Below are 24,155 nucleotides of genomic sequence, written 5' to 3'. Positions count from 1 at the left end.
TCCCAAGCCTTTTGGCGAATGTCAGGGGCCGCTCCGGGTGGTCCCTGACGCCGTCCGCGACGCCCAGCTCAGGGCAGCGGGAACTCTCTGAGCTGCCGGCGCGAGGTGATGTCCAGCTTGCGGAAGATGCTGCGCAGGTGGGCTTCGATCGTGCGCGGGCTCAGGAAGAGCTGCACGGCGACTTCGCGGGAGGTCGCCCCCGTGGCTACGAGGCGCGCGATGTGCAGCTCCTGGTCGGTGAGGGAGTCGGCCGTCTGGACGGTGCGCTTGCGCGGATGCTCACCGGTGGCACGCAGCTCGCGGGCGGCACGCTCCGCGAACGCCTCGATCCCCATGTCCGTGAGCTGCTGATGGGCGATCCGTAGCTGCTCCCGCGCCTCCTGGCGGCGGCCCTCCCGCCGCAACCACTCGCCGTAGACGAGATGGGTACGAGCGAGGTAGCCGCCCATGCGGCTGCGCCGGAGCTGTTCGATCGCCTCGCGGTACTCGTCCTCGGCGGTCGATCCGGTGCTCGTGAGGGCCTGGGAGCGCGCTGCCATCCCGAGCGCCCAGCTCGTGCCGCTGGCACGCGCCCGGCACTGAAGCTGCTCCAGCGCAGAGGCGGCGTGCTCGGGATGACCGGCACGGACGGATGCTTCGATGAGCTCAGGGAGACTGGCGCTGCTGAGTGCGAGCTCAGGTGACTCGCACGCCCGTGACGCAGCCTCCCGCGCAGCCGAGTAGTTGCCGAGACCGTTGTGAAGTACTGCCAGCGCGTACTGCGCCTGGGAGGCGTCCGTACTTCCTTCGGGGTAGGCGGCGTCCTCGGCGGTGACGGCACTGAGCGCGATGGTCTCGGCCTCGTCGCCTCGCCAACCACCCAGAATGACCGGGGCGTGCCGGAGCTGGAGGCCGCCGGTGGCCTGAGTGATGGCCGTCGCCTCGGCGGCGAGCTCGCCCGCTCGGGTGAGCTCGCCCATCAGGACGGAGGCGATGGACATGAGATTCAGCGCGGCGGGCAGCGCTGCCAACGCACCGGCTTCTCGCGCCAGTGCGACGTTGCGGCTGGCCAGTGCGTGAAGCAGCTCGTCGTCGAGGATGGCCACCGCGTTGCGGCCGGCCAGCCACAACCCGCCGGCGTTCGGACGGTTCTGATCAGGATCGGGGTGCGGGCTGTCGCGAAACGACTCGAGGGCGCCCCGCAGCAGGGGCGCCCCTTCTGCGTACCCCTTCGTCAACGTCGTCGCGAGGCTGTCGAGAAGCAGATCCACCGGTCGCGGCGGTACCTCGGAGCGGGGAGCGGCCGAAGCCGCTGCAGCGATCTGCACGGCGTCGCCGCTCCCTGTGAGGACCGCCGCATCGAGCGCGTGCAGGTAGGTCTCGCGAGAGAGCGCGGGGTCGAGCGGGGCGAGCATCTCAGCCGCGTTCAGCAGCATCCCCGGCACGCCGTGGTCTCGCGTCAGGTGGAACGCGATCTGAGCACGCAGCAGGTCGAGGCGGGCGCGGGACAGGTCGCCCAGCGGCCCCGCCGCCGCGACCGCCAGCAGTGCCAGAGCAGCTTCGGTCGCACCAGCCTCGTGCTGCGCGTGGGCGCCCTCCAGCGCCCGCCGCGCGCGAGCGGCAGGCTCCGGCGTCAGCTCGGCTGCGCGCTGAAAGAAGGCGGCGGCAGCAGCCACGCCTCCGCGGTCGCGTGCTCGGTCGGCCGAGCGCTCCAGCTCCGCAGCCGCCTGCTCGTCGGTGCCCAGGACCGCCTGAGCCTGGTGCCAGGCGCGCCGGTCGGGGTCGGACAACGGGTCGGTGGCGGCCGCCAACGCTCCGTGGACGCGGCGGTGGTCAGGCGGAGTGGCGGACCGGTAGACCGCTGATCGCACCAGGGGATGACGAAAGCGCACCTGACCGTCGATCTCCAGCAAACCGGCGGTCTCGGCCGGTGCGGCCGCCTCGCGATCGAGCCCGAGCCGCGCCGCGGCGCGCCAGAGGAGCTCGACGTCACCGGTCGGATCGGCCGATGCGACCAACAGCAACCGCTGGGTGGCGACCGGCAACCCTGCGGAGCGCCGCTGGAAGCTGTCTTCGACACGGCGTGGAACGCCCCGCGCATCGGGCACCGCGAACCCGCCGGCCAGATGCGCGGCGTGGATGCCGTGGGGGAGCTCCAGCAGGGCGAGCGGGTTGCCGCGCGCCTCCGCGAAGATCCGCTCGGACACCGCATCGTCCAGCGGCGTGTGGACCGCGGTGGCCAACAACGATCGGGCTTCCATCTCGGACAGCCCTGCCAGGCGCAGCTCGGGCAGTCCGGCGAACCGATGATCGCTGTCCACGTCGGTGTCGCGCACCGCGAAGAGCAGCGCCACCCTGTCAGCGTCGACCCGGCGCGCAGCGAAGGCCAGGACCTGCGCGGATGCCTGGTCGAGCCACTGTGCATCGTCGATCAGGCACAGCAGCGGCGCCTTCTCGGCGGCTTCGGCCAGAAGGTTGAGGACGGCGAGCCCGACCAAGAACAGGTCCGGTGCGGCACCGGCCTGCTGTCCGAACGCCACGCAGAGTGCCGTCTGCTGCGGCTCGGGCAGCGCATCCACGCCGTCCAGCAGCGGCCCGCACAGCTGGTGCAGACCAGCGAAGGCGAACTGGGTCTCGGACTCCGCCCCCACACAGCACTCCACGCGGAACCCCGAGGGGACCGCGCGGTCGCGGGCATGCTGGACGAGCGCCGTCTTGCCGATGCCTGCTTCGCCACGCAGTACGAGTACGCCGCTGCGACCGGACAGGGCTTGGTCGAGCAGCTGTGTGACCGTTTCGCACTCCTCGCGCCGGCCCAGAAGCGTCGTCAGTGTGCACTCCCAGCGTCGTCACCTAGGTGGAGGTCTAGGTAATCCTTACCGATGCGAACGGGGCGCACCAGACCGGGTCGTCCTCCGTGGACGCGGAAAGGGCGATCGGGTCGCCGCACGCGCGAGGACATCAGGGGCTTTCACTGACGCGAAGTGCCACCGGCCGCTGCGAGTCTGATGACCCGGCAAGAACCCCGAAATGAAAGATCCGCCATGTCCATCAGCCCCGTCATCGAGGTCGACAAACTGAGCATCACGTACGGCGACTTCACCGCCGTGCGGGATCTCTCGTTCCATGTCCAACACGGTGAGCTCTACGCCCTCCTCGGCACCAACGGAGCCGGCAAGACGTCCACCCTCGAAGTCGTCGAAGGCCACCGCCAGGCCACCGCCGGCAGCGTACGGATCTTCGGCGAACCCCCCACGAACCGTCGTGCAGTACGGCCTCGGATGGGGATCATGCTGCAGGAGAGCGGCTTCTCCCCGGATCTCACGGTGCGGGAGTCGGTGGGTCTCCTCGGCACGCTGAGCGGGAGGCACGACGACGTCGAGCGCGTCCTCGCCATCTCCGGCCTCACCCACAAGGCGGGCACCCAGGTCGCGCAGCTCTCCGGTGGGGAGAAGCGACGCCTCGACTTCGCTACCACCGTCTACGGCGGGCCCGAGCTCGTCATCCTCGACGAGCCGACGACCGGACTGGACATCCAGTCCCGTGATGCACTGTGGGCCGCGGTGGACCGCCTGCGCGAAGAGGGCTCCACGATCGTGCTCACCACCCACTACCTGGAGGAGGCGCAGCAGCGGGCGGACCGCATCGGCGTCATGCACCAGGGGACGTTGCGCAAGGAGGGAACGCTCGTCGAGCTGACCCGGAGTCTCCCGTCGGTCATCAGCTTCATCCTTCCTGCGGGCGCACCCGAGCCGCCGCTCTCCCTCGCCCACGCCGACGGGACGGTGCGCGTCGAGACGTTCGGGCTCCAGGAGGACCTCTATCGGTTGCTGGACTGGGCGCACGACGCCGGGGTGGAGCTGCAGGAGCTGCAGGCTGGTGCCACCCGCCTCGACGACGTCTTCCGTGCCCTCAGCAGCGAAACCACGACACCGACTCTCGAAAGGCCGCAGCATGTTGGCGATCGCGCGTAGTGAGCTGATCCAGATCTTCCGGAACCGGCTGGTCATGGTCACGGGCCTGATCATCCCGTTGGCCGTCGGTGGGCTCTTCGTCTACCGGCACGAGGCATTCGCCGACGGGGCCAGCCTCGGTTACATCGCGGCGATCGTGCTCTTCACGGTGATGGCCTTCGGCCTCTACACCACCGCGGTGACCACCCTGGCTTCGCGGCGACAGAACCTGTTCCTCAAACGGCTGCGTTCCACCGCAGCGAGCGACGCCGAGATCCTGACAGGGCTCGTGCTGCCGATCACCGTCATCGCGCTCGGGCAGACGGTCGCGATCCTGGTCGTCCTCGGGGTGGTGGCCACCGCGCCGGTCGACATCCCGATCCTCGTCGTGGCGATCCTCGCCATCGCCGCCATGATGGTCGGCCTGGCGCTGGCCACGACCGGACTCACGAACTCTCCGGAGCACGCCCAGGTGACGACCCTGCCGGTGAGCCTGGTCGTGATCGCCGTCGCGAGCTGGGTGGGGATCACCGGCCTCGAGGACCTTGCCGTGCTCAAGCGTCTGCTCCCCGGGGGCTCGGCCACCCAGCTGGTCGTCAACGCCTGGGACGGCGGTGTCCCGGTTGTCGAGTCGCTGCCGCTCCTGGCGCCCACGCTGGGCTGGGTCGTCGCTGCCTTCGCGCTGGCATCGCGGTACTTCCGATGGGAGCCGCGCCGATGAGCACACCTCGGGTGCTCGGTGGCCGCTACGTGCTGGGCGAGGTCGTCGGACGCGGCGGGACGGCCGACGTCCACCGAGGACACGATCTCCGCTCGGGCGGCCAGGTCGCCGTCAAGGTGTTCCGTACGCATCTCGCACACGATCCCCTGGTGCTCTCCAGGCTCCGGCGTGAAGCGCGCCTGGTGGCAGGGCTCTGCCACCCCGCGATCGTCGCTCTCCTCGACACCGGATGCGAGGAGGTCGTCGGTGGCGGGGAGGGCAACGTACGCGTCCCGTTCCTCGTCATGGAGTACGTCCCCGGCTGGTCGCTGCGGGACATGCTCAAGCGCGGTGGCGTCTCGCTCGAGCGGGCGATCCGGTATCAGCTCGGGGTGCTCTCGGCACTGGAGTCCAGCCATCGGGCGGGCGTCGTCCACCGCGACATCAAGCCGGCCAACGTGATGATCACGCCGTCCGGCGCCGTCAAGGTCGTCGACTTCGGGATCGCGCGCGACAGTGGTGATCCGACCGCGACGATCACCCACGACCGGGCGTTCATGGGGACTCCCGTCTACCTCTCGCCGGAGCAGGCCCGCGGCGAGGTCGCGGACGTCCGCAGCGATCTGTACTCGGCGGGTTGCCTGTTCTACGAGATGCTGACCGGGCGGCCGCCCTTCGTCGCGGACGACCCGGTCTCTGTCGCCTACCAGCACGTCCACGAAGAACCACCGCGAATCACCGCCTACGACCACTCGCCGGCGCTCGGCGCCGTACTCGTCAAAGCACTCGCCAAAGCGCGAGAGGACCGTTTCCAGAGCGCCCGGGCGTTCGCGGATGCGCTCCAGTCAGCAGCGAAGGGCCTCATCGGCCACAAGGAAGGGAACGCATCATGGGCTTCATCACCGTCGGCAACGAGAACAGCACCCCGATCGAGCTGTACTACCAGGATCAGGGCACGGGACAGCCTGTCGTCCTCATCCACGGCTATCCGCTGAACGGTGACAGCTGGGAGAAGCAGACCCGCGAGCTGCTCGACCTCGGCTACCGCGTCATCACCTACGACCGTCGTGGGTTCGGCCGGTCCTCCAAGGTCGCCACCGGCTACGACTACGACACCTTCGCTGCCGACCTGAACGCCGTGCTCGAGACGCTCGACCTGCACGAGGTCATCCTGGTCGGGTTCTCGATGGGCACCGGTGAGCTCGCCCGCTATGTGGCGACGTACGGGACCGACCGCGTCGCGAGGCTTGCGTTCCTCGCCTCCCTCGAACCGTTTCTCGTGCAACGCGACGACAACCCCGAAGGCGTCCCGCAGGCGGTGTTCGACGGCATCATGGACGCGGCGAAGGCCGACCGGTACGCCTGGTTCACCCAGTTCTACGGAGACTTCTACAACCTCGACGAGAACCTTGGGTCGCGGATCAGCGAGGAAGTCGTCCGGGCGAGCTGGAACATCGCGGTCGGCAGTGCCCCCGTCGCGGCGTACGCGGTGGTCCCCAGCTGGATCGAGGACTTCCGAGGTGACGTCGCCGCGGTCCGCGACGCTGCTCTGCCGACGTTGATCCTCCACGGCACAGCCGACAACATCCTGCCGATCGATGCCACGGGTCGGCGATTCCGAGACCTTGTTCCGGACGCCGAGTACGTCGAGGTGGAAGGTGCGCCGCACGGTCTGTTGTGGACACATGCCGACGAGGTCAACGCCGCCCTTCGTACCTTCCTCGGCTGAGCGCTCGTGCGGTCACCGATCCCCGACTACCTCGCTGAGGCGCTCTCTCACGTCGTCTCGAACACGTCCGGCGCGCCGGCCGGGTACATCCCCGAGCTCGCCACGGCGGACCCTCGGTGTCTCGCCGCGGTCTTCGCCACCGTCGACGGCGAGGTCTACGGCGCCGGTGATGTCGACGCCCCGTTCACCATCCAATCGATCTCCAAGCCGTTCGTCTACGCGCTGGCCCTCGCCGATCGAGGCTTCGACGCGGTCCTGGACAAGGTCGGCGTCGAGCCATCCGGGGAGGCATTCAACGAGATCTCCCTCGAACCCGACTCCGGGCGTCCGCTCAACCCCATGATCAATGCCGGCGCGATCACCGCTCACTCGCTGACCGGAGCCGAAGGAATCGACCCGGCGGGGCGTATGGCGCGCGTGGTCGGCGGACTCTCGGCGTTCGCCGGCCGCCGGCTGGAGACCGACGAGTCGGTATGGGCGTCGGAGATGGAGCACGCGCACCGCAACCTGGCCATCGGGCACATGCTCCGCAGCCACGACATCCTCACCGATGATCCGCACACCGTCGTCGGGGGCTACACCCGCCAGTGCTCCCTGCTCGTCTCCGCCCGCGACCTTGCGGTGATGGCCGCGACCCTGGCCAACGGCGGAGTCAACCCCTGCTCGGGGGAGCGGGTCGTGCCTTCGCCGGTGGTCCGTCAGGTCCTCAGCGTCATGTCCACCTGCGGGATGTACGACGCCGCCGGTGACTGGGCCACCCAGGTCGGCATCCCGGCGAAGAGCGGGGTGGCGGGCGGGCTCATCGGTGCCCTTCCTGGTCAGATCGGCATCGCGACGTTCTCACCCCGGTTGGACCCGCACGGGAACAGCGTGCGCGGGGTGTCGCTGTTCGAACGGTTCTCGTCCGACATGGGCCTGCATCTGATGGAGGTTCCGCCCGCTGCTCGCGCGGTCGTACGGTCCAACCACGTCGTCGGTGCCGGGCAGGATGCGGTCCGGGTTCTCCAGCTTCAGGGCGGGATCCGCTTCGCCGGGGCCGAGAGGGTCGTACGAGAAGCCGTCGAAACCGTACGTGCCGAGTCGAGGGTCGCACTGGACCTCACCATGGTCTCGTCGATCGACGACGTGGCCCGGCGCATGCTGCTGGAGGTTGCGCGGCGGCTCACGCTCGAGGGTCGTCATGTATACCTCGTCGACCCGGACTCGATCCTTCCCGACCCAGACCCTGGAGACGGCGGCCAGGTCGTCGTCGTCGCCGACCTCGACGAGGTCGCCGGGGTCGGCGACGATCGCTGACGCGACCGGTCAGCCCCGGTCGAAGTCGTCGTCGAGAGCGACCTCCCAGGCCTGCTCCACCTGGTCGGCCTCGGCGGCATCCGCGTCGGGGTCGACCTCGTCGACGTCCACCCGGGGCGTGGGATCCAGCTCCGGGTCCGGTGTCAGACGCTCCTCCGGCCCGTCGTCGTCGAGCGGGGCTTCGGTATCGTAGGACTCGCTCTCGAAGTCAGACATGCGCCACCTCCGTCGTCGGATACCTCCGATGGTGCGTCAGCCCCGCCGACAGCACAACTGCCGGCAGGCGTCCGGATTGGGGATGGGTCGCGGCCGCTGATACGCTGGACGTTGCCGTCAGATCGGCCACGGATCCAGAGTGCCCGGGTGAACATGCCCCGGCGCGCCGTGCAACGACCAAAGGAGACCGCGTGAGCGCGACCAAGACGTACACCCCTGCCGAGATCAAGGACGTCGACCGCAAGGACATCATCGCGGAGTTCGCGACGACCGAGGGCGACACCGGTTCTCCGGAGGTCCAGGTCGCTCTCCTGACGGCGCGCATCGCGCACCTGACGGAGCACCTCAAGACGCACAAGCACGACCACCACAGCCGGCGCGGCCTGCTGCTGATGGTCGGCCAGCGTCGCCGCCTCCTGAACTACCTCCAGAAGAACGACATCGCCCGCTACCGAAGCCTCATCGAGCGCCTCGGCCTGCGCCGTTGATCATGAGACGAGCGGCCCCTCCGCCAAGGACGGGCCGCTCGTCTCATCGTTCCTGACCACAACTCCACATCGCACGACCGCAAGCAGACGGAGCAGCACACGGGGCGACGCTCGGTCCTCGGTAGTGGCCCGCGGATGGCGCTGTACGACACCTCGTACGCCGCACTTCGCGGACCTCGATCGAAGACCGGCGCCCCCGGGGCCGATGGCGCACCCAGACGGTGCGCACGCCCGCTCGCGTGACTGCTCCGCGAGACGCACGCGCAGGATGCGCGTGAGAAAGGGGTACCCATGACGGGACCCGAGATCCACTCCACCACTGCTGTCATCGACAACGGCCGCTTCGGCAAGCGGGAGATCCGCTTCGAGACCGGTGTGCTGGCTCGCCAGGCCGGCGGTGCTGTCACCGCCTTCCTCGACGACGACACGATGCTGCTGTCGACGACGACCGCTGGGAAGCACCCGAAGGACCACTTCGACTTCTTCCCGCTCACGGTCGACGTCGAGGAGCGCATGTACGCCGCGGGTCGCATCCCCGGCTCGTTCTTCCGGCGTGAGGGACGGCCGAGCGAGGACGCGATCCTCACCTGCCGCCTCATCGACCGCCCGCTGCGCCCGACCTTCAAGAAGGGTCTGCGCAACGAGGTGCAGGTCGTCATCACCGTGATGGCACTCAACCCCGACGTCGCCTACGACGTCCTCGCGATCAACGCCGCGTCGGCCTCGACGCAGATCTCGGGCCTGCCGTTCTCCGGCCCCATCGGTGGCGTGCGGGTCGCGCTCATCGACGGCCAGTGGGTCGCGTTCCCGAAGCACTCCGAGCTCGAGAACGCCGTGTTCGACATGGTCGTCGCGGGCCGCATCGCCGGTGACGACGTCGCGATCATGATGGTCGAGGCCGAGTCGACCGAGGTCACGTGGGAGCTCGTCCGCGGCGGCGCCACCGCGCCCACCGAGGAGATCGTGGCCGAGGGCCTCGAGGCTTCCAAGCCGTTCATCCGCACGCTGTGCGAGGCGCAGGCCGCGCTCGCCGCGTCGGCAGCCAAGCCGGTGCAGGAGTTCCCGGTCTTCCTCGACTACCAGGACGACGCCTACGACGCGGTCGAGGCGGCTGCCTCCGAGGACCTGCGTCAGGCGCTCACCATCGCCGGCAAGGCGGAGCGCGAGGAGCGTCTCGACGCCATCAAGGCCGACGTCCTCGACAAGCTCGGCGAGCAGTTCGAGGGTCGCGAGAAGGAGCTCGGCGCGGCTGTCCGTGCGGTCACCAAGAAGCTCGTCCGCCAGCGCGTGCTCACCGACAAGATCCGCATCGACGGTCGCGGACTCGCCGACATCCGTACGCTGCACGCCGAGGTCGGCACGATCCCGCGCGTCCACGGCTCGGCGCTGTTCGAGCGCGGCGAGACGCAGATCCTCGGCGTCACGACGCTCAACATGCTGACGATGGAGCAGAAGCTCGACACGCTCTCGCCCGAGCGCGCCCGTCGCTACCTGCACAACTACAACTTCCCGCCGTACTCGACCGGTGAGACCGGTCGTGTCGGTTCGCCGAAGCGGCGCGAGGTCGGTCACGGCGCCCTCGCCGGCCGTGCGCTCATGCCGGTGCTGCCGGCTCGCGAGGAGTTCCCCTACGCGATCCGTCAGGTCTCCGAGGCGCTCAGCTCCAACGGCTCCACCTCGATGGGCTCGGTCTGCGCCTCGACGATGGCGCTGCTCAACGCCGGTGTGCCGCTGCGCGCCCCGGTCGCGGGCATCGCGATGGGTCTGATCTCGGGCGAGGTCGACGGCAAGACGGAGTTCGTCACGCTGACCGACATCCTCGGCGCCGAGGATGCCTACGGCGACATGGACTTCAAGGTCGCCGGCACGCGCGAGTTCGTCACCGCCCTGCAGCTCGACACCAAGCTCGACGGGATCCCGGCGTCGGTGCTCGCAGGTGCGCTGACCCAGGCTCGCGACGCGCGGTTCACGATCCTCGACGTCATGAACGAGGCCATCTCGACTCCGGACGAGATGTCGCTCTACGCGCCGCGGATCATCACGATCCACATCCCGGTCGACAAGATCGGTGAGGTGATCGGCCCCAAGGGCAAGGTCATCAACCAGATCCAGGACGACACGGGTGCGCAGATCACGCTCGAGGACGACGGCACCGTCTACGTCGGCGCAGAGTCGGGCGAGGCAGCAGAGGCCGCCCGTGCGGCGATCAACGCCATCGCCAACCCGACGATGCCCGAGATCGGCGAGCGCTACCTCGGCACGGTCGTCAAGACGACCAACTTCGGCGCGTTCGTCTCGCTGATGCCGGGCAAGGACGGCCTGCTGCACATCAGCAAGCTGCGTGACCTCAACGACGGCAAGCGTGTCGAGAACGTCGACGACGTCGTCAAGGTCGGCCAGAAGGTCATGGTCTCCATCGCCGAGATCGACGACCGCGGCAAGCTGTCGCTGATCCCCGTCGTGGAGGGCTCGTCCTCGGACGAGGCTCCCGCCGAGGGCGCGGACACCGCCGCGAAGGCCGACAGCGCTTCGTGACCGTCCTGCTCGACCCGGACCAGAGCCCGGGCACCACACGCACCCTCCTGACCGAAGGCGGACTCGTCCGCCGGACGGTCCTCAAGGGTGGGCTGCGTGTGGTGACCGAGGCCATGCCGGGCGTGCGGACGGCCACCATCGGCATCTGGGTCGGGGTCGGGTCTCGCGACGAGGCCCCGACCCTGTCCGGTGCGTCGCACTTCCTGGAGCACCTGCTCTTCAAGGGGACGAGCACGCGATCGGCCCTGGACATCTCCGCCGCCCTCGACGCGGTCGGTGGAGAGATGAACGCCTTCACCGGCAAGGAGTACACGTGCTACCACGCACGCGTACTCGACGACGACCTGCCGCTGGCCGTCGACGTGCTCGCCGACATGGTGACCGACTCGCTCATCACCACCGAGGACGTCGAGGCTGAGCGCGACGTCATCCTCGAAGAGATCGCCATGAACGAGGACGACCCGGACGACGTCGTCCACAACCTGGCGACGTCGCTCGCCTGGGGACCCACGCCGCTCGGTCGCCCGGTCGCCGGTGACCCCGGCACGATCCGCGAGCTGACACGCCCGCAGATCCTGCGTTACTACCGCCGCCGCTACGTGCCGTCGGCGATGGTGGTCTCCGTCGCCGGCAACGTCGACCACGAGCGGGTCGTCGAGCAGGTCGCGCAGGCGTTCGGCCGGGTGCTCGCCATCGCCGGTGACGCCGGTCCCGCCGCCGTCCGCAGGGGCGGCGGCCGTACGCGGTTCCGGCGCGCTCGCGGCCTCGTGGCCCGGCCGACCGAGCAGGCCAACGTCGTCGCGGCGCTGCCCGGCGTGCAGCGCGGAGACGACCGCCGGCACGCTCTCGGCGTGGTCAACGCGGTGCTCGGAGGGGGCATGTCCTCCCGCCTGTTCCAAGAGATCCGCGAGAAGCGCGGCCTCGCGTACTCGGTCTACTCGTTCGGCGCCAGCTACGCCGACGCCGGCATGCTCGGCGTCTACGCGGGGTGCGCGCCGGGCAAGCTCGGCGACGTGCTCAAGGTCGTCCGCGACGAGCTCGGCACGTTCGCCGAGCGCGGACCGACCGCCGAGGAGCTCGAGCGCGGCAAGGGACAGCTCAAGGGGAGCGTGGTGCTCGGGCTCGAGGACCCCGCCTCGCGGATGAGCCGCATCGCCAAGGCCGACCTCCTCCACGGCGAGCTGGCCGGCATCGACGACCTGCTCGCCAGCATCGACGCCGTGACGCTCGACGACGCGCGCGAGGTGGCCCTGATGTTCGCCGGCAAGCCCGCCCTCGCGGTGGTCGGCCCGTTCGAGTCGCTGGACGACCTGGACTGACCTGGCGCGGCCACCGCAGCGTCAGGCGTGCCCTGCTACCAGCTGCGTACCCGCCCGACCGCGACGCGCAGCGTGGTCGAGTAGGACTCCGCGAAGGACTCCGCCGTGGAGCCGAGCCCGGAGATCTGGTTGCCGTACTTGCCGGTGTAGGCGGCCCACGTCTCGTCCGGCATGGTCTCCTCGATGGTCGCCGTCCCGTTGAGGACGACGACGTCGTTGCCTGCGCGGTCGCTGTTGAGGTTGAGCGCGACGTGCGGATTGGCGGCGAGGTGCGCGATCTTGGCGCCCTCGGGCCGGCTCCGGATCCACAGCGCGCCGTCGTGCCAGACGAACCAGACGGGTGTGGGTGTCGGCTCCCCGGCCGCGTTCACGGTCGTCAGCCAGACGACGAGGTCCTCGGCCAGCCGTTCGGTGACCGCGGCGGGGATCGTGGGCGCGAAGCTCATGGTCCACCGTAACGTGAGGGGGACCCGCGGGTGCGGCGCGAGACCAGCCACGGTTCGATGGACCCATGCACGACGTCACCGATCAACCGCCGGTCTGGGCCACTCCCGTCGACGAGGTCCTGGAGGGACTCGGGACGTCGCGCGACGGGTTGACCGACGCCGAGGCCGAGCGGCGGCTCGCCGAGGTGGGTCCCAACCGTCTGCCGCCGCCCGAGCCGACCCCGTGGTGGAAGCGGGTGGTCGCTCAGTTCGAGGACACGTTGATCTACATCCTCCTGGCGTCCGCGGCAGCGAAGGCCGTCCTGGAGGACTGGGTCGACTTCACGGTGATCCTGGCGGTCGCGGTCATCAACGCCGCGATCGGCCTGATCCAGGAAGGCCGGGCCGAGAAGGCATTGGCCGGCATCCGCACGATGCTGAGCGTGCAGGCCGACGTACGCCGTGACGGTGGCTGGCGTCGTGTGGACGCCGAAGCGCTCGCCCCCGGCGACGTCGTACGCCTCCGGGGCGGCGACAAGGTCCCCGCCGACCTGCGGCTCCTGGCGGCCTCGAACCTCCAGGTCGAGGAGTCCGCGCTCACCGGCGAGTCCGTGCCCTCCAGCAAGGACGTCGACGTCGTGGCCGCGGATGCAGGGGTGGGGGACCGCGCCGACATGGTCTTCTCCGGGACGCTCGTGACGCAGGGGAGCGGGCTCGGGGTCGTGACGGCGACCGGTCAGAGCACCGAGGTCGGCAGGATCCAGACCCTCGTCGACGAGGTCGAGCCGCTCGAGACCCCGCTGAGTCGCCAGCTCGACGCGTTCGGCAAGGCGTTGGCGCTGCTGATCGCCGTCATGGCGGTTGTGATGGTGCTCGTCGGCCGCCTCGTGCACGACTTCGACATCCCCGAGCTCGTGTCGGCGACGATCGGGTTCGCGGTCGCGGCCGTCCCGGAGGGTCTCCCCGCGCTGGTCACCATCATCCTCGCCCTCGGCGTCCAGCAGATGGCGCGGGAGCGGGCGATCACCCGCAAGCTCCCGGCCGTCGAGGCGCTCGGCTCGGTGACGACGATCTGCTCCGACAAGACCGGCACGCTCACCAAGAACGAGATGACGGCCCGCACCGTGGTGACGCGCGCGGCGGCGTACGAGGTCACCGGCATCGGGTACGCCCCGGACGGCGAGATCCGTGACGGCGGCGCGCCCGTGCGGTGCGAGGAACGCCCCGACCTCGCCGAGCTGGTGACCGTGATGGCGCGCTGCAACGACGCCGTCGTTCGCCGCGACGGGGACGACTGGACGCTCGTCGGGGTCCCGACGGACGGTGCGCTGCGGACGCTGGCTCTCAAGGCGTCCTTCGACGACCCGGGCGGCAGGCGCCTCGACGTGGTGCCCTTCGACTCCCAGACCAAGTACATGGCGACGCTCGACCGAGCGGCTGACGGCAGTCTGCAGGTGTCGGTCAAGGGTGCACCCGACCGTATCCTCGACCGCTGTGGCTCCCAGCGTGGCGCAGACGGGTCGACCGAGCCCCTCGACCGCGAGTGGTGGTCGGAGCGGATCGAGGACCTGGGCAGCCAAGGTCTGCGGGTCCTGGCTGCGGCGGTCGGCGCGCCTCGGCCCGGCGAGGAGGCCCTGAGCGACGAGGACGTCAGCCAGGGCTTGGAGGTGGTCGGCCTGGTCGGGATCGTCGACCCGCCACGCCCGGAGGCCGTCGCCGCGATCGAGAAGTGCCACCGTGCCGGGATCCGGGTCAAGATGATCACCGGTGACCACGCGGGTACGGCGCTCGCCATCGGGCGCGAGATGGGCATCGTGGAGGGTGAGGGGGTCGGTGTCCTGACCGGCGCCGAGCTCGAGGCGATGAGCACCACGCAGCTGCGGGAGGCCGTGCTGGAGGTCGACATCTATGCGCGGACGAGCCCGGAGCACAAGATCCGGATCGTCTCCGCCCTCCAGCACCACCGCGAGGTCGTCGCCATGACCGGTGACGGTGTCAACGACGCCCCTGCGCTCACCCAGGCCGACGTCGGGGTGGCGATGGGGATCAAGGGGACGGAGGCGACGAAGGAGGCGGCCGACGTCGTCCTGGCCGACGACAACTTCGCGACCATCGAGAAGGCGGTCGAGGAGGGCCGGCGGATCTACGACAACGTCCGCAAGTCGGTGCTGTTCCTCCTGCCGACCAACGGGGCGCAGGCCCTCGTGATGCTGGTGGCCGTCGTCTTCGGCATGACCCTGCCTCTCGAGCCGGTGCAGGTCCTGTGGATCAACATGGTGACCGCCGTGACCCTGTCGTTGGCCCTCGCCTACGAGAAGGCAGAGCCCGGGATCATGGACCGGCGTCCGCGCGACCCGGGTGCCTCGGTCGTCGACCTCGCCTACGGCTGGCGGATCGCGGTCGTGTCGGTCCTCATCGGCGGAGCGGCGCTGCTCGTGTTCACCACCACCTACGACGCCGGGTTGTCGCTGGACGAGGCCAGGACGGCGGCCGTCACGATGTTGGCTCTCGGCCAGCTCGCGTACCTGTTCAACAGCCGCTACCTCGACGCCTCGAGCCTGACGACGAGGGCGCTGCGCGGAAACCCCGCGGTCTGGATCTCTTCCGCGGCGATGGTCCTCGCCCAGATCGGCTTCGTCTATCTGCCGTTCATGAACACCTGGTTCGAGTCGGCACCGATCGGTCTCGACGTGTGGGGCTACACCGCGGCGCTGGCGATCGCGGTGTTCCTCCTCGTGGAGGTCGGCAAGGCGGTGGACCGCTGGCGAGGCGTCCATGGTGAGATCGGCGGATGATCCCCTCCTACGACGACGCGGTCGCGCTGGACGCGGCCGACCCGCTGTCGCGATTCCGCGAGGAGTTCCTCCTCGCCGAGGACCCGGTCGCCTACCTCGACGGCAACTCGCTCGGTCGACCACCGCGGCGGACCCTCCAGCGCGTGGAGGACGTCCTGCACCGCCAGTGGGGCGAGCGCCTGATCCGGAGCTGGGAGGAGGGGTGGCTGGAGCTTCCTGAGCAGGTCGGCGACCGCCTGGCGGCGGCGTGCCTCGGGGCCGCCCCCGGACAGACCGTGATCGCCGAGTCGACGTCGGTCAACCTCTTCAAGGTGCTCCACGCCGGCTGCGACCTGAGGCCGGACCGCGACGAGATCGTCGCCGCAGACGTGGACTTCCCCACCGACCGCTATCTCGTCGACTCCGTGGCGGCCTCGCGCGGGATGACCGTGCGATGGCTGTCCCCCGACGTGGTCGAGGGTGTCACCGAGGACGAGCTGCGAGCGGTGCTCTCCGACCGTACGGCGCTGGTGGTGCTGAGCCACGTCGACTACCGCTCGGGCGCGCTCCTCGACCTGCCGGCGACCACGGCGCTGGTCCACGAGGTCGGCGCGCTGGCGATCTGGGACCTGTGCCACTCCGCGGGCGTCGTCCCCGTGGGCCTCGACACGCACGGCGTCGACCTGGCCGTCGGCTGCACGTACAAGTACCTCAATGCCGGACCGGGCGCGCCTGCCTTCCTCTACGTCGCGCAGCGGCACCTGGGGACCGTGCGGCAGCCGATCACCGGGTGGTGGAGCACCGCGGACCGCTTCGCGATGGGACCGACGTACGATCCCGACCGGTCGATCCGGGCGATGCTGTCCGGCACCGCGTACGTCCCTGGCATCGCCGCCGTCGACGCGTCGGTCTCGCTGGTCGCCGAGGCGGGGATCGACGCTCTCCGCACGAAGGCGGTCGCCCTCACGCAGATGTGCGTCGAGCTCGCCGACGCGTGGCTCGTCCCGCACGGCTTCGTCGTCGCGTCACCACGTGACCCGGCGCGGCGCGGGGCCCATGTCACGGTGCAGGGTCCCCAGGCTCGTGAGGTCGCTGCCTCGATGTACGCGGCCGCCGTCATCCCGGACTTCCGGAACCCCGACATGATCAGGCTCGGTCTCTCGCCGCTCACCACCTCCTACGCCGAGCTCTGGACGGCGATGGACATCACCCGCGAGATCGTCGGGGCCCTCTGAGCGGTCGGAGCCACCCCGCTCGGTGGCGTAGTCTGGAGTCACCGGTTCGACGAGCTCGCCCCCGAGCACGCCGCCGGCCGACCGAGAGCTGGTGCCTCGTGAGCGACCAACCCGAACCTGCTGCGACGACCACACCCGGACGCAGCCGCCGCCCCCAGCGAGACCTGAGCCGGATGGGCCTGAGCCACGACCGGCCCGAGCGTCCGCGCGTCTTCGCGTGGTGCCCCGGACCGGGCCGCACCTGTGCGCCGATCCTGGCCGCTCTGCGCGAGGCCGGGGTCGACTGCTGGATCGGCTCCCGTCGCGAGCCCGTCGGCAACTTCGAGGTCTCCCACCTCGAGGCCGACACCGATCAGGTCCGCAGCATCATCGCTTCGGTCGATCCCGACGCGGTCCCGCTGACCGTCGGACGCTGACGCGCCCCGGCCGCTTCGGCGGCCGGACGTGCAGAACCCCCGCACCCAGAGAGGGAGCGGGGGTTCTGCGGGTTCGAGACCCGATTCAGTCGGGTGTCAGAGCGGCCGGATGTTGGCGGCCTGCAGACCCTTGGGGCCCTGCTCGACGTCGAACTCGACCTTCTGGTTCTCCTCGAGCGAGCGGAAGCCCGAAGCAGCGATCGCGCTGAAGTGCGCGAACACGTCCTCGCCGCCGCCGTCGGGGGCGATGAAGCCGAAGCCCTTGTCGGCGTTGAACCACTTGACGGTACCTGTAGCCATGTTTCTCTCCTTCGGTCGTGCGCACGCTGTGTTAGCGAGCGACTGGTGTCGCGAGCACATCAACCTGGGAAAGAACGTTCCTCGCGAGCGAGGTCCAGATTCGAATCTGCGGCAATGACGTCATGCAACATCTCCGACGCTATCACCTCCTGGTTAACCGGTGGTGTCACCGCCCCGTCCTGGCCGGGTGAAGTCGGATGAGACGGGCGGTGCTGCTCTCGTCCATCTCGGCCACACCGTCGCGCGACTTGACGAAGTCGGAGAAGGAGCGGTAGCCCAGGGACTTCTCGTTGAAGGACGGATCCATCCGCTTCATCTGGCTCTTGACCGCGGAGCTGTGGAGCCAGTCAGCGTCGTCCTTCTCGTGGCCAAGACGCAGCGCGCGCTCGAGGAGACGTGTCGCCAGGTCCTGGGCGTCCTCGGGCTCGGTCTCGACGGCGTCGTCCGATCCCGGCTCGGCGAAGAGGGGCACCGTGGATCGTGCGGCCGCCTTGAGCGGGGCCTTCTTGGCGGCAGGCGCGCTGGGCTCCTCGGTGGCGGGCTCGGCCGATGCCGTCTGGGCGGACTTGGAGGTGCGCTTGCGGGTGGAGCCTCGCGCAGGCTTGTCCGGCGCCGGGGGAGGGGCCTCGACACCGGGAAGTGAGTCGTCCGTCACCATCTCGTCGCACGCCGCGGCGAGCGACTTGCTCGTCGAGCCGGCCACCCCGACACCGACGACGTAGCGGCCCAGCCGCTTGCACCGCTGCGCGAGCGCGATGTAGTCGGAGTCGCCGGCGACGATCACGACGTGCGTGAGGTCGGGCAGACGGAACATGTCCTCCACGGCGTCGACCGCCAGGCGGATGTCAGCACCGTTCTTGCCGTAGGCCGCTGCCGGGAAGAGCTGGACCAGGTCCACGGCGCGGCTCACGAGCTGCCCGCGGTACTCCGCGTTGACCGGCGCCGACCAGTCGGCGTAGGCCCGTGTGAGGACCAGCGTGCCGAACGACGACGCGAAGTCGATGATGGCGCCGACGTCGACGGTCGCCCGTGCCAGCTTCTCGGTGACCTCACTGTCGGCGGCGGTCTCGTTGGTCGAGAACGCCCGCGCCTTGTCGCGCTGGAACTGGTTGCGTCCGTTCACCTGGTCGTACCGGGAGATGACGATGTTGTCGAAGTCGATGTAGACGGCGACGCGGGTTGCGCCCGGTTCAGGCATGCCTGCTCTTTCTGTCGGTGACGCGGGTGCGTCTCGTACACAGTCTGCCGGACGCTGCCGCCGTGCGGACGATGAGAGGATCGGCACATGAGTGAGATCACGGTCGGGGTGCTGGGCGCGCAGGGGCGGATGGGGTCGGAGTCGGTGCGTGCACTCGAGGCGGCGGACGGCATCTCGGTGGTGGCGAGGATCGACGCCGACGAGCCCCTCGAGCAGCTCGTCGAGGCCGGTGCGACCGTCGCGGTGGACTTCACCAGCCCCGACGTCGTGATGGACAACCTGCGGTTCTGCGTCGGCCACGGGATCCACGCGGTCGTCGGTACGTCGGGCTTCGACGACGCCCGGATCGCCGAGGTCCGCGACCTTGTCGAGGCGTCACCCGGAGTCGGCGTGCTCATCGTGCCCAACTTCTCGATCGGTGCGGTGCTGATGATGCGGTTCGCCCGCGTCGCCGCGCCCTACTTCGAGTCGGTCGAGATCGTCGAGCTGCACCACCCGGACAAGGTCGACGCACCTTCTGGCACCGCGACCAGGACGGCGGAGCTGATCGCCGCGGCGCGGGCGGAGGCCGGGACGCCCCCGGTGCCGGACGCGACGACCTCCGACCCCCTCGGAGCCCGGGGAGCCGTCGTCGACGGGATCCACGTCCACGCCGTCCGTGCCCGTGGCCTGGTCGCGCACCAGGAGGTCGTGCTCGGTGACGCCGGCGAGACGTTGACGATCCGGCACGACTCCGTCCACCGTGAGTCGTTCATGCCCGGCGTGGTGGCGGGAGTGCGTGGCGTGGTGGACCGTCCCGGGCTGACGGTCGGTCTGGACAGAGTGCTCGGACTCGAGTGAGCGCTGCTGCTCAGATCAGCCTGACGAGAGCGGCGGTGAGCGCCGCACCGGCGACGACGACGAGGAACGGCGCCCGGAGCAGGAGCAGCCCCACCGCGACGCCGACACCGGCGACGCGGGCGTCGAGCACGAGGGCCTGACCGTCGGCGAACGCCTGGACCGCGACGAGGGCGCCGAGGAGCCCCACGGGGATCAGCGCCGCGACCCGCACCGTCAGCGGCCGCTCGAGGACACGGTCGGGCACCGACAGGCCGGCCAGCTTGAGCGCGTAGCAGGCGAGCGACGCGACGATCACGGCCCACCAGATCACGACGTGCCCTCCTCGGGCTCGTCACGGTGGTGACGGTGCTCGTGCGGGTCGTCCGCGTGCTCGAGAGCGTCGGCGACCTCGGCCTCGCTGGTGCGGCGGGTGAGCCACAGACCGACGAGCACGGCGACTGCACCGCCGACGATGATCGGCGCCCCCGCCGGCGTCAGCGGCACCGTCCCGATCGCCACCAGCGCTCCCACCGCCGCGACCAGCCGTTGGGGCCAGGCGGTGAGCCGGGGCCACAGCAGCGCCAGGAACGCAGCGGCGACCGCGGCGTCGAGCCCGTACGTGCGGGGGTCGCCGAGCGCGTTGCCGGCCAGGGCCCCGAGGAACGTCATGAGGTTCCACAGCACGAAGATCGACGTGCCCGTGACGTAGAAGCCGATGCGGGCGTGCCGGTCGGTCTCGCGCGCGACCCCCATCGCGGTCGACTCGTCGATGACCAGCTGTGCGGTCACCAGCCGCCGCCAGCCGCGCACGCGCAGCCGCGGTGCGAGACCCAGCCCGTAGAACGTGTTGCGGCTGCCGAGGAGGAAGGCGGTGACCCCTCCCGTGACCGGGTTCCCGCCGGCGGCGACCACGCCGGCGAACGCGAACTGGGAGGCTCCGCTGAACATCAGCAGCGACAGCACGCAGGTCTGGGCCACGGTCAGCCCTGATGCGGTGCCGATGGCGCCGAAGGAGATGCCGTACACACCGGTGGCGAGGCCGACACCGAGGGAGTCGACGACGACGCTGCGGTCGCTGGGAGCGGGGACCTCAGCCGACATGCTGCGCGTGCCAGTCGAGGAGAGGGGTGAGCGTGCGCCAGTCGTCGGCCACCCGGGTGGCGAGCCCGGGAGTCTCCATCCAGCCCGGTGTGCCGTACCAGCGCATGAGCGTCAGCGTGTTGTGGCGCAGGAGATCGATGCGCGGATGGTCCGCCGGCCAGCCTCGCGGCCGGGTCTTGACCCGGTCACCACCGACCTCGAAACCCTTCGCGACCAGCGAGTCGATCAGCCGCTCGAGCGCGGAGCCCTTGCGTGGGTCGTCCACCGCCTGGCGGAACCGGTGCTTGCGGTCCGCCGTGGCGTCGTACCAGCCGGCGCCCACCCTGACGCCGGAGGCGTCGATCTGGACGTAGTAGCCGGTGGCCGGCGACGTCGAGACGAACGCGCCCTGGTGGGTCTTGTACGGCGTCTTGTCGGCACTGAAGCGGACGTCGCGATAGGGGCGGAACACCTTCGCGGGGCCGAACTCGTCGGCCAGCACCGCCGTGAGGGCCAGCATGGGACGCCGTAGGAGCGTCTCGTAGTCGTCCTTGCGGGCGGTCCAGAAGGTGCGCGAGTTGTCGTTCTCGAGGTCTTCGTAGAAGTCGGCCGCCGCGACGGAGAACCCGACCGGGCCGTGGTCGCCGTCAGTCACCGTCACCCCCGAGGGTGGTGTGGAGCCTCACCTGCTTGAGCCGGACGCTGCCGTCGCCGACGGGGTCGACCTCACGGTGAGCGCCGTCGGGAGCCCACCCCGTGCTCGCGACGAAGGCGCGCAGGGCGTCGTCGCGGGCGTCGAGCCACATGGTCGCCCGGGTGAACCGGTCGGCCCGAAGGGTGTCGGCCGCCGCCTGGAGGAGCCGGGAGGCGTGACCGGTACGCCGGTGGTCGGGCGAGACCGTCAGCTCGCTCACCTCGCCGTCGGCGACCGGGTCGGCGTCGTCGTCGGTCGAAGGGCCCGTCACGGTGAACCCGCGGACGGTGCTGTGCTCCAGGGCGACGAGGACCCGGTTGCGTGCGTCGCCGGGACGGTCCAGGGAGGCGGCCCACTTCTCGGCGAAGAGCTCGGGCACGACCTGCTCGAGGAGCTCGGGAGGCAGCACGTCGGCGTAGCGCTCGCGCCACGCCGCGGCCTGGAGCGTCGCGATGGCGTCGGCGTCGGCGCTCCACGCGATCCGGACGCTGGTGTCGGCAGTGGTCACGCCTGCGATTGTGTCAGGTCGGTGCCGTAGCGTGACCACGTGCGCGCCTACCTCGACCTCGTCCAGCGGATCCTCGACGACGGCGTCCGCAAGGACGACCGCACCGGCACCGGCACGCTCAGCGTGTTCGGTCACCAGATGCGGTTCGACCTGCGTGAGGGGTTCCCCCTGGTCACCACCAAGAAGGTGCACGTGAGGTCGGTGGTCGCCGAGCTGCTGTGGTTCATCGCCGGCAGCACCAACACCGCCTACCTCAAAGAGAACGGCGTCTCGATCTGGGACGAGTGGGCTGACGAGCAGGGTGAGCTGGGCCCGATCTACGGCTACCAGTGGCGGTCCTGGCCGACGCCCGACGGCCGCCACGTCGACCAGCTCCAGGGCGTGGTCGACGCCATCGTGGGCGACCCCGACTCGCGCCGCCACATCGTGAGCGCCTGGAACGTCTCCGACCTCCCCGACATGGCGCTGGCGCCGTGCCACACGATGTTCCAGTTCTACGTCGCGCCTGGGGCCGACGGGGGCCCGGGCCGTCTGTCGTGCCAGCTCTACCAGCGATCCGGCGACGTCTTCCTCGGAGTGCCCTTCAACATCGCCTCGTACGCGCTCCTCACGCACATGGTCGCCCAGGTGACCGGCCTCGAGGTGGGCGACTTCGTCCACACGCTGGGTGACGCGCACCTCTACGTCAACCACCTCGACCAGGCGCGTGAGCAGCTCACGCGCGAGCCGCGCCCGCTGCCGCAGCTCGAGCTCGACCCGGGCGTCACCTCGATCGACGGCTTCACCCTCGACGCGGTCACGGTCACCGGCTACGACCCCCACCCGGCCATCAAGGCCCCCATCGCCGTATGACGCTCGATCCGGGCAGCGACGACGACACAGGGCGCGGCGGCCACCGTGCCCGCATCACGCTCGTCGCCGCCGTCGGGACCAACGGCGTGATCGGTCGAGACGGTGGTCTGCCGTGGCCCCCGACCGGTGATCTCGCTCAGTTCAAGGCGCTCACCACCGGCCACGTCCTGGTGATGGGTCGCAAGACGTGGGACTCGATCGGGCGGCCGCTCCCGCACCGCACCTCCGTCGTGGTGACGCGGCGCACGGGCTGGAAGGGACCGGACGAGGTCGTCGTCAGCCACGACGTGGACGGCGCACTCGACCTGGCATCCGAGCTGGACGACGAGGTCTTCGTCATCGGAGGGGAGCAGCTCTACGCGCAGTCCCTCTCGAGAGCAGATCGCATGGTCCTCACGCACGTCGACGCCGCCCCGCCTGGCGATGCCTGGTTCCCCGAGGTCGACTGGTCGCAGTGGCGCGAGGCCCAGACCGTGCCCTACGAGGGCTACCGGATCGTGACGTACGAGCGGGTGTGACCCAGATCACACGAGACAGTTCCCGATCAGGTGTAACACCGACGAGGGCTTCGACGATCTCCCCAGTGTCCCGGTCCTGTCCGGGCCCCCGAACGGACAGGATCGGGACATTCCATGTCCGCTTCCGGAGCCGGCGGCCGGTGCGGCGCTCGGTGTGTGGCGCCGGGAGCACAGCGCCACCCAGGCGGTAGCGTGGTCCACATGACCTCACCGCTCGCTTCTCCTGCGGCCCCGTTCGGCCGGGTGCTGACGGCCATGGTGACTCCGTTCGCCCCCGACGGCGCCCTCGACCTCGACGCCGCCGCCAAGCTGGCCTCGTACCTCGTCGACCAGGGCTCCGACGGTCTCGTGGTCAGCGGCACCACCGGCGAGTCACCCACGACCAACCCGGAAGAGGACGGTCAGCTCCTGACGGCGGTCCTCGAGGCCGTAGGAGACCGTGCGTCGGTCGTCGCCGGCGTGGGCAACAACGACACCCGCGCGTCGGCCCGCCTCGCCCGCCAGGCCGCGGCCGCAGGTGCTCACGGGATGCTTCTCGTCTCGCCGTACTACAACAAGCCGCCGCAGGCCGGGCTCGTCCGCCACTTCACGACCGTCGCCGACGCCGGCGGCGGCGTGCCTGTGATGCTGTACGACATCCCCAGCCGCTCGGTCGTCCGCATCTCCACCGAGACCTACGCCGAGGTCGCCCAGCACGAGGCGATCGTGGCCGTGAAGGACGCCGTCGGCGACCTCGCCGGCGGTGCTGCCGTGATGCGTGACACCGGGCTCGCGCTCTATTCGGGCGACGACGCCCTCAACCTCGCATGGCTCGTCACCGGCGCCGCCGGCGTGGTGTCGGTGGTCAGCCACGTCGCCGCGGCGGAGTACGCCGCGATGGTGCGCGCGGTCGACGACGGCCGCCTCCGTGACGCCCGTGCGATCAACGAGCAGCTGCTCGACGTGGTGGCCGCTGTCATGCCGCCAAGCTCCCAAGGCGCGATCATGTCCAAGGCAGCGTTGCAGCTGCTGGGTGTGATCGACGACCGGACTACGCGTTCGCCCTACGTGGACGCGACTGACGAGCAGGTGGCCGAGCTGGCACGCGTGCTGCGTGACGCCTCCCTGCTGAAGGACTGATA

The 24,155-nt window shown here is 70.1% G+C and carries 24 protein-coding genes; 15 read left to right on the top strand and 9 right to left on the bottom strand.

The features are described from left to right. Positions 1 to 68 precede the first annotated feature (68 nt). Positions 69 to 2,798 (bottom strand): LuxR family transcriptional regulator, encoded by a 2,730-nt coding sequence (locus PV363_RS00275; RefSeq protein WP_301021446.1) that lies wholly within the window; start codon positions 2,796 to 2,798, stop codon positions 69 to 71. A 225-nt stretch (positions 2,799 to 3,023) separates the two neighbouring features. On the opposite strand from PV363_RS00275, the gene PV363_RS00270 reads away from it, so the two are divergent. The 5 genes from PV363_RS00270 to PV363_RS00250 are packed head-to-tail and all read left to right on the top strand — an operon-like array spanning position 3,024 to position 7,657. Beyond that, positions 3,024 to 3,953 carry an ABC transporter ATP-binding protein gene (locus PV363_RS00270; RefSeq protein ID WP_220365356.1) on the top strand — a complete coding sequence of 310 codons (930 nt, stop codon included), beginning with the start codon at positions 3,024 to 3,026 and terminating at the stop codon, positions 3,951 to 3,953. Further along, positions 3,934 to 4,653, top strand: coding sequence for an ABC transporter permease (locus PV363_RS00265; protein WP_220341337.1), 720 nt, complete (start codon positions 3,934 to 3,936; stop codon positions 4,651 to 4,653). The genes PV363_RS00270 and PV363_RS00265 overlap by 20 nt, the downstream gene beginning before the upstream one ends. Beyond that, on the top strand, positions 4,650 to 5,627 hold the full coding sequence (locus tag PV363_RS00260; protein ID WP_255559255.1) for a protein kinase: 978 nt from the start codon (positions 4,650 to 4,652) through the stop codon (positions 5,625 to 5,627). Before PV363_RS00265 ends, PV363_RS00260 begins: the two co-directional genes overlap by 4 nt. Then, positions 5,522 to 6,361, top strand: a complete 840-nt coding sequence (locus tag PV363_RS00255; RefSeq protein WP_220365354.1) for an alpha/beta hydrolase — start codon at positions 5,522 to 5,524, stop codon at positions 6,359 to 6,361. The genes PV363_RS00260 and PV363_RS00255 overlap by 106 nt, the downstream gene beginning before the upstream one ends. A gap of 6 nt (positions 6,362 to 6,367) precedes the next feature. After that, positions 6,368 to 7,657 carry a glutaminase gene (locus PV363_RS00250; protein ID WP_301021436.1) on the top strand — a complete coding sequence of 430 codons (1,290 nt, stop codon included), beginning with the start codon at positions 6,368 to 6,370 and terminating at the stop codon, positions 7,655 to 7,657. Between the two features lie 9 nt (positions 7,658 to 7,666). Here PV363_RS00250 and PV363_RS00245 read toward each other — a convergent pair whose 3' ends face one another. Further along, complete coding sequence (locus PV363_RS00245) at positions 7,667 to 7,873, bottom strand: hypothetical protein (RefSeq protein WP_220341341.1); 207 nt, start codon at positions 7,871 to 7,873, stop codon at positions 7,667 to 7,669. Positions 7,874 to 8,097: 224 nt separating this feature from the next. Here PV363_RS00245 and rpsO point away from each other — a divergent pair, with 224 nt between their 5' ends. The 3 genes from rpsO (at position 8,098) to PV363_RS00230 (ending at position 12,215) form a co-directional block, all read left to right on the top strand. Beyond that, on the top strand, positions 8,098 to 8,361 hold the full coding sequence (gene rpsO / locus PV363_RS00240; RefSeq protein WP_220342470.1) for a 30S ribosomal protein S15: 264 nt from the start codon (positions 8,098 to 8,100) through the stop codon (positions 8,359 to 8,361). Positions 8,362 to 8,652: 291 nt separating this feature from the next. Beyond that, entirely contained in the window at positions 8,653 to 10,896 is a 2,244-nt protein-coding gene (locus PV363_RS00235; protein ID WP_220346963.1) for a polyribonucleotide nucleotidyltransferase, read from the top strand. After that, positions 10,893 to 12,215, top strand: a complete 1,323-nt coding sequence (locus PV363_RS00230) for a pitrilysin family protein (RefSeq protein ID WP_301021435.1) — start codon at positions 10,893 to 10,895, stop codon at positions 12,213 to 12,215. The genes PV363_RS00235 and PV363_RS00230 overlap by 4 nt, the downstream gene beginning before the upstream one ends. A 35-nt stretch (positions 12,216 to 12,250) precedes the next feature. Here the strand turns inward: PV363_RS00230 and PV363_RS00225 are convergent, their stop codons facing one another. Then, complete coding sequence (locus PV363_RS00225; RefSeq protein WP_301021434.1) at positions 12,251 to 12,661, bottom strand: TIGR03667 family PPOX class F420-dependent oxidoreductase; 411 nt, start codon at positions 12,659 to 12,661, stop codon at positions 12,251 to 12,253. A 65-nt stretch (positions 12,662 to 12,726) separates the two neighbouring features. On the opposite strand from PV363_RS00225, the gene PV363_RS00220 reads away from it, so the two are divergent. From PV363_RS00220 to PV363_RS00210, 3 genes are all read left to right on the top strand, one after another. Then, a complete protein-coding gene (locus PV363_RS00220) occupies positions 12,727 to 15,435 on the top strand; it encodes an HAD-IC family P-type ATPase (RefSeq protein ID WP_301021433.1) in 2,709 nt (902 codons plus the stop codon). Continuing rightward, positions 15,432 to 16,649 (top strand): kynureninase, encoded by a 1,218-nt coding sequence (kynU, locus tag PV363_RS00215; protein ID WP_301021432.1) that lies wholly within the window; start codon positions 15,432 to 15,434, stop codon positions 16,647 to 16,649. The genes PV363_RS00220 and kynU overlap by 4 nt, the downstream gene beginning before the upstream one ends. 98 nt (positions 16,650 to 16,747) lie before the next feature. Then, positions 16,748 to 17,065 (top strand): hypothetical protein, encoded by a 318-nt coding sequence (locus tag PV363_RS00210; RefSeq protein WP_220341347.1) that lies wholly within the window; start codon positions 16,748 to 16,750, stop codon positions 17,063 to 17,065. Positions 17,066 to 17,161: 96 nt separating this feature from the next. Here PV363_RS00210 and PV363_RS00205 read toward each other — a convergent pair whose 3' ends face one another. Then, entirely contained in the window at positions 17,162 to 17,365 is a 204-nt protein-coding gene (locus tag PV363_RS00205; protein ID WP_220341348.1) for a cold-shock protein, read from the bottom strand. Between the two features lie 166 nt (positions 17,366 to 17,531). Continuing rightward, the gene (locus PV363_RS00200; protein WP_301021431.1) at positions 17,532 to 18,563 is read right to left on the bottom strand and encodes an NYN domain-containing protein; all 1,032 of its coding nucleotides are present in this window, start codon (positions 18,561 to 18,563) and stop codon (positions 17,532 to 17,534) included. A gap of 87 nt (positions 18,564 to 18,650) precedes the next feature. Here PV363_RS00200 and dapB point away from each other — a divergent pair, with 87 nt between their 5' ends. Continuing rightward, the gene (gene dapB / locus PV363_RS00195) at positions 18,651 to 19,403 is read left to right on the top strand and encodes a 4-hydroxy-tetrahydrodipicolinate reductase (RefSeq protein ID WP_301021430.1); all 753 of its coding nucleotides are present in this window, start codon (positions 18,651 to 18,653) and stop codon (positions 19,401 to 19,403) included. A gap of 10 nt (positions 19,404 to 19,413) precedes the next feature. Here the strand turns inward: dapB and PV363_RS00190 are convergent, their stop codons facing one another. From PV363_RS00190 to PV363_RS00175, 4 genes are read right to left on the bottom strand one after another with little or no spacing between them, the layout of a single operon-like run. Then, entirely contained in the window at positions 19,414 to 19,713 is a 300-nt protein-coding gene (locus tag PV363_RS00190) for an AzlD domain-containing protein (protein WP_220341351.1), read from the bottom strand. Beyond that, positions 19,710 to 20,483, bottom strand: a complete 774-nt coding sequence (locus PV363_RS00185) for an AzlC family ABC transporter permease (protein WP_220341352.1) — start codon at positions 20,481 to 20,483, stop codon at positions 19,710 to 19,712. The genes PV363_RS00190 and PV363_RS00185 overlap by 4 nt, the downstream gene beginning before the upstream one ends. Then, positions 20,473 to 21,117: a DUF2461 domain-containing protein gene (locus PV363_RS00180; protein ID WP_220341353.1), complete on the bottom strand. Its 645-nt coding sequence runs from the start codon at positions 21,115 to 21,117 to the stop codon at positions 20,473 to 20,475. The genes PV363_RS00185 and PV363_RS00180 overlap by 11 nt, the downstream gene beginning before the upstream one ends. Next, complete coding sequence (locus tag PV363_RS00175) at positions 21,110 to 21,664, bottom strand: GNAT family N-acetyltransferase (RefSeq protein ID WP_220346971.1); 555 nt, start codon at positions 21,662 to 21,664, stop codon at positions 21,110 to 21,112. The genes PV363_RS00180 and PV363_RS00175 overlap by 8 nt, the downstream gene beginning before the upstream one ends. Positions 21,665 to 21,703: 39 nt before the next feature. Here PV363_RS00175 and PV363_RS00170 point away from each other — a divergent pair, with 39 nt between their 5' ends. The 3 genes from PV363_RS00170 (at position 21,704) to dapA (ending at position 24,153) form a co-directional block, all read left to right on the top strand. Continuing rightward, positions 21,704 to 22,516 (top strand): thymidylate synthase, encoded by an 813-nt coding sequence (locus tag PV363_RS00170; protein ID WP_220341355.1) that lies wholly within the window; start codon positions 21,704 to 21,706, stop codon positions 22,514 to 22,516. Next, the gene (locus tag PV363_RS00165) at positions 22,513 to 23,034 is read left to right on the top strand and encodes a dihydrofolate reductase (RefSeq protein ID WP_220341356.1); all 522 of its coding nucleotides are present in this window, start codon (positions 22,513 to 22,515) and stop codon (positions 23,032 to 23,034) included. Before PV363_RS00170 ends, PV363_RS00165 begins: the two co-directional genes overlap by 4 nt. Positions 23,035 to 23,235: 201 nt before the next feature. Beyond that, on the top strand, positions 23,236 to 24,153 hold the full coding sequence (dapA, locus tag PV363_RS00160) for a 4-hydroxy-tetrahydrodipicolinate synthase (RefSeq protein ID WP_220341357.1): 918 nt from the start codon (positions 23,236 to 23,238) through the stop codon (positions 24,151 to 24,153). The last annotated feature ends 2 nt before the right edge of the window (positions 24,154 to 24,155 follow it).

The sequence above is a fragment of the Mumia sp. genome, assembly GCF_028803055.1.
In the GTDB taxonomy this organism is placed as follows: domain Bacteria; phylum Actinomycetota; class Actinomycetes; order Propionibacteriales; family Nocardioidaceae; genus Mumia.
This window is presented reverse-complemented; position numbering and strand designations above follow the sequence as displayed.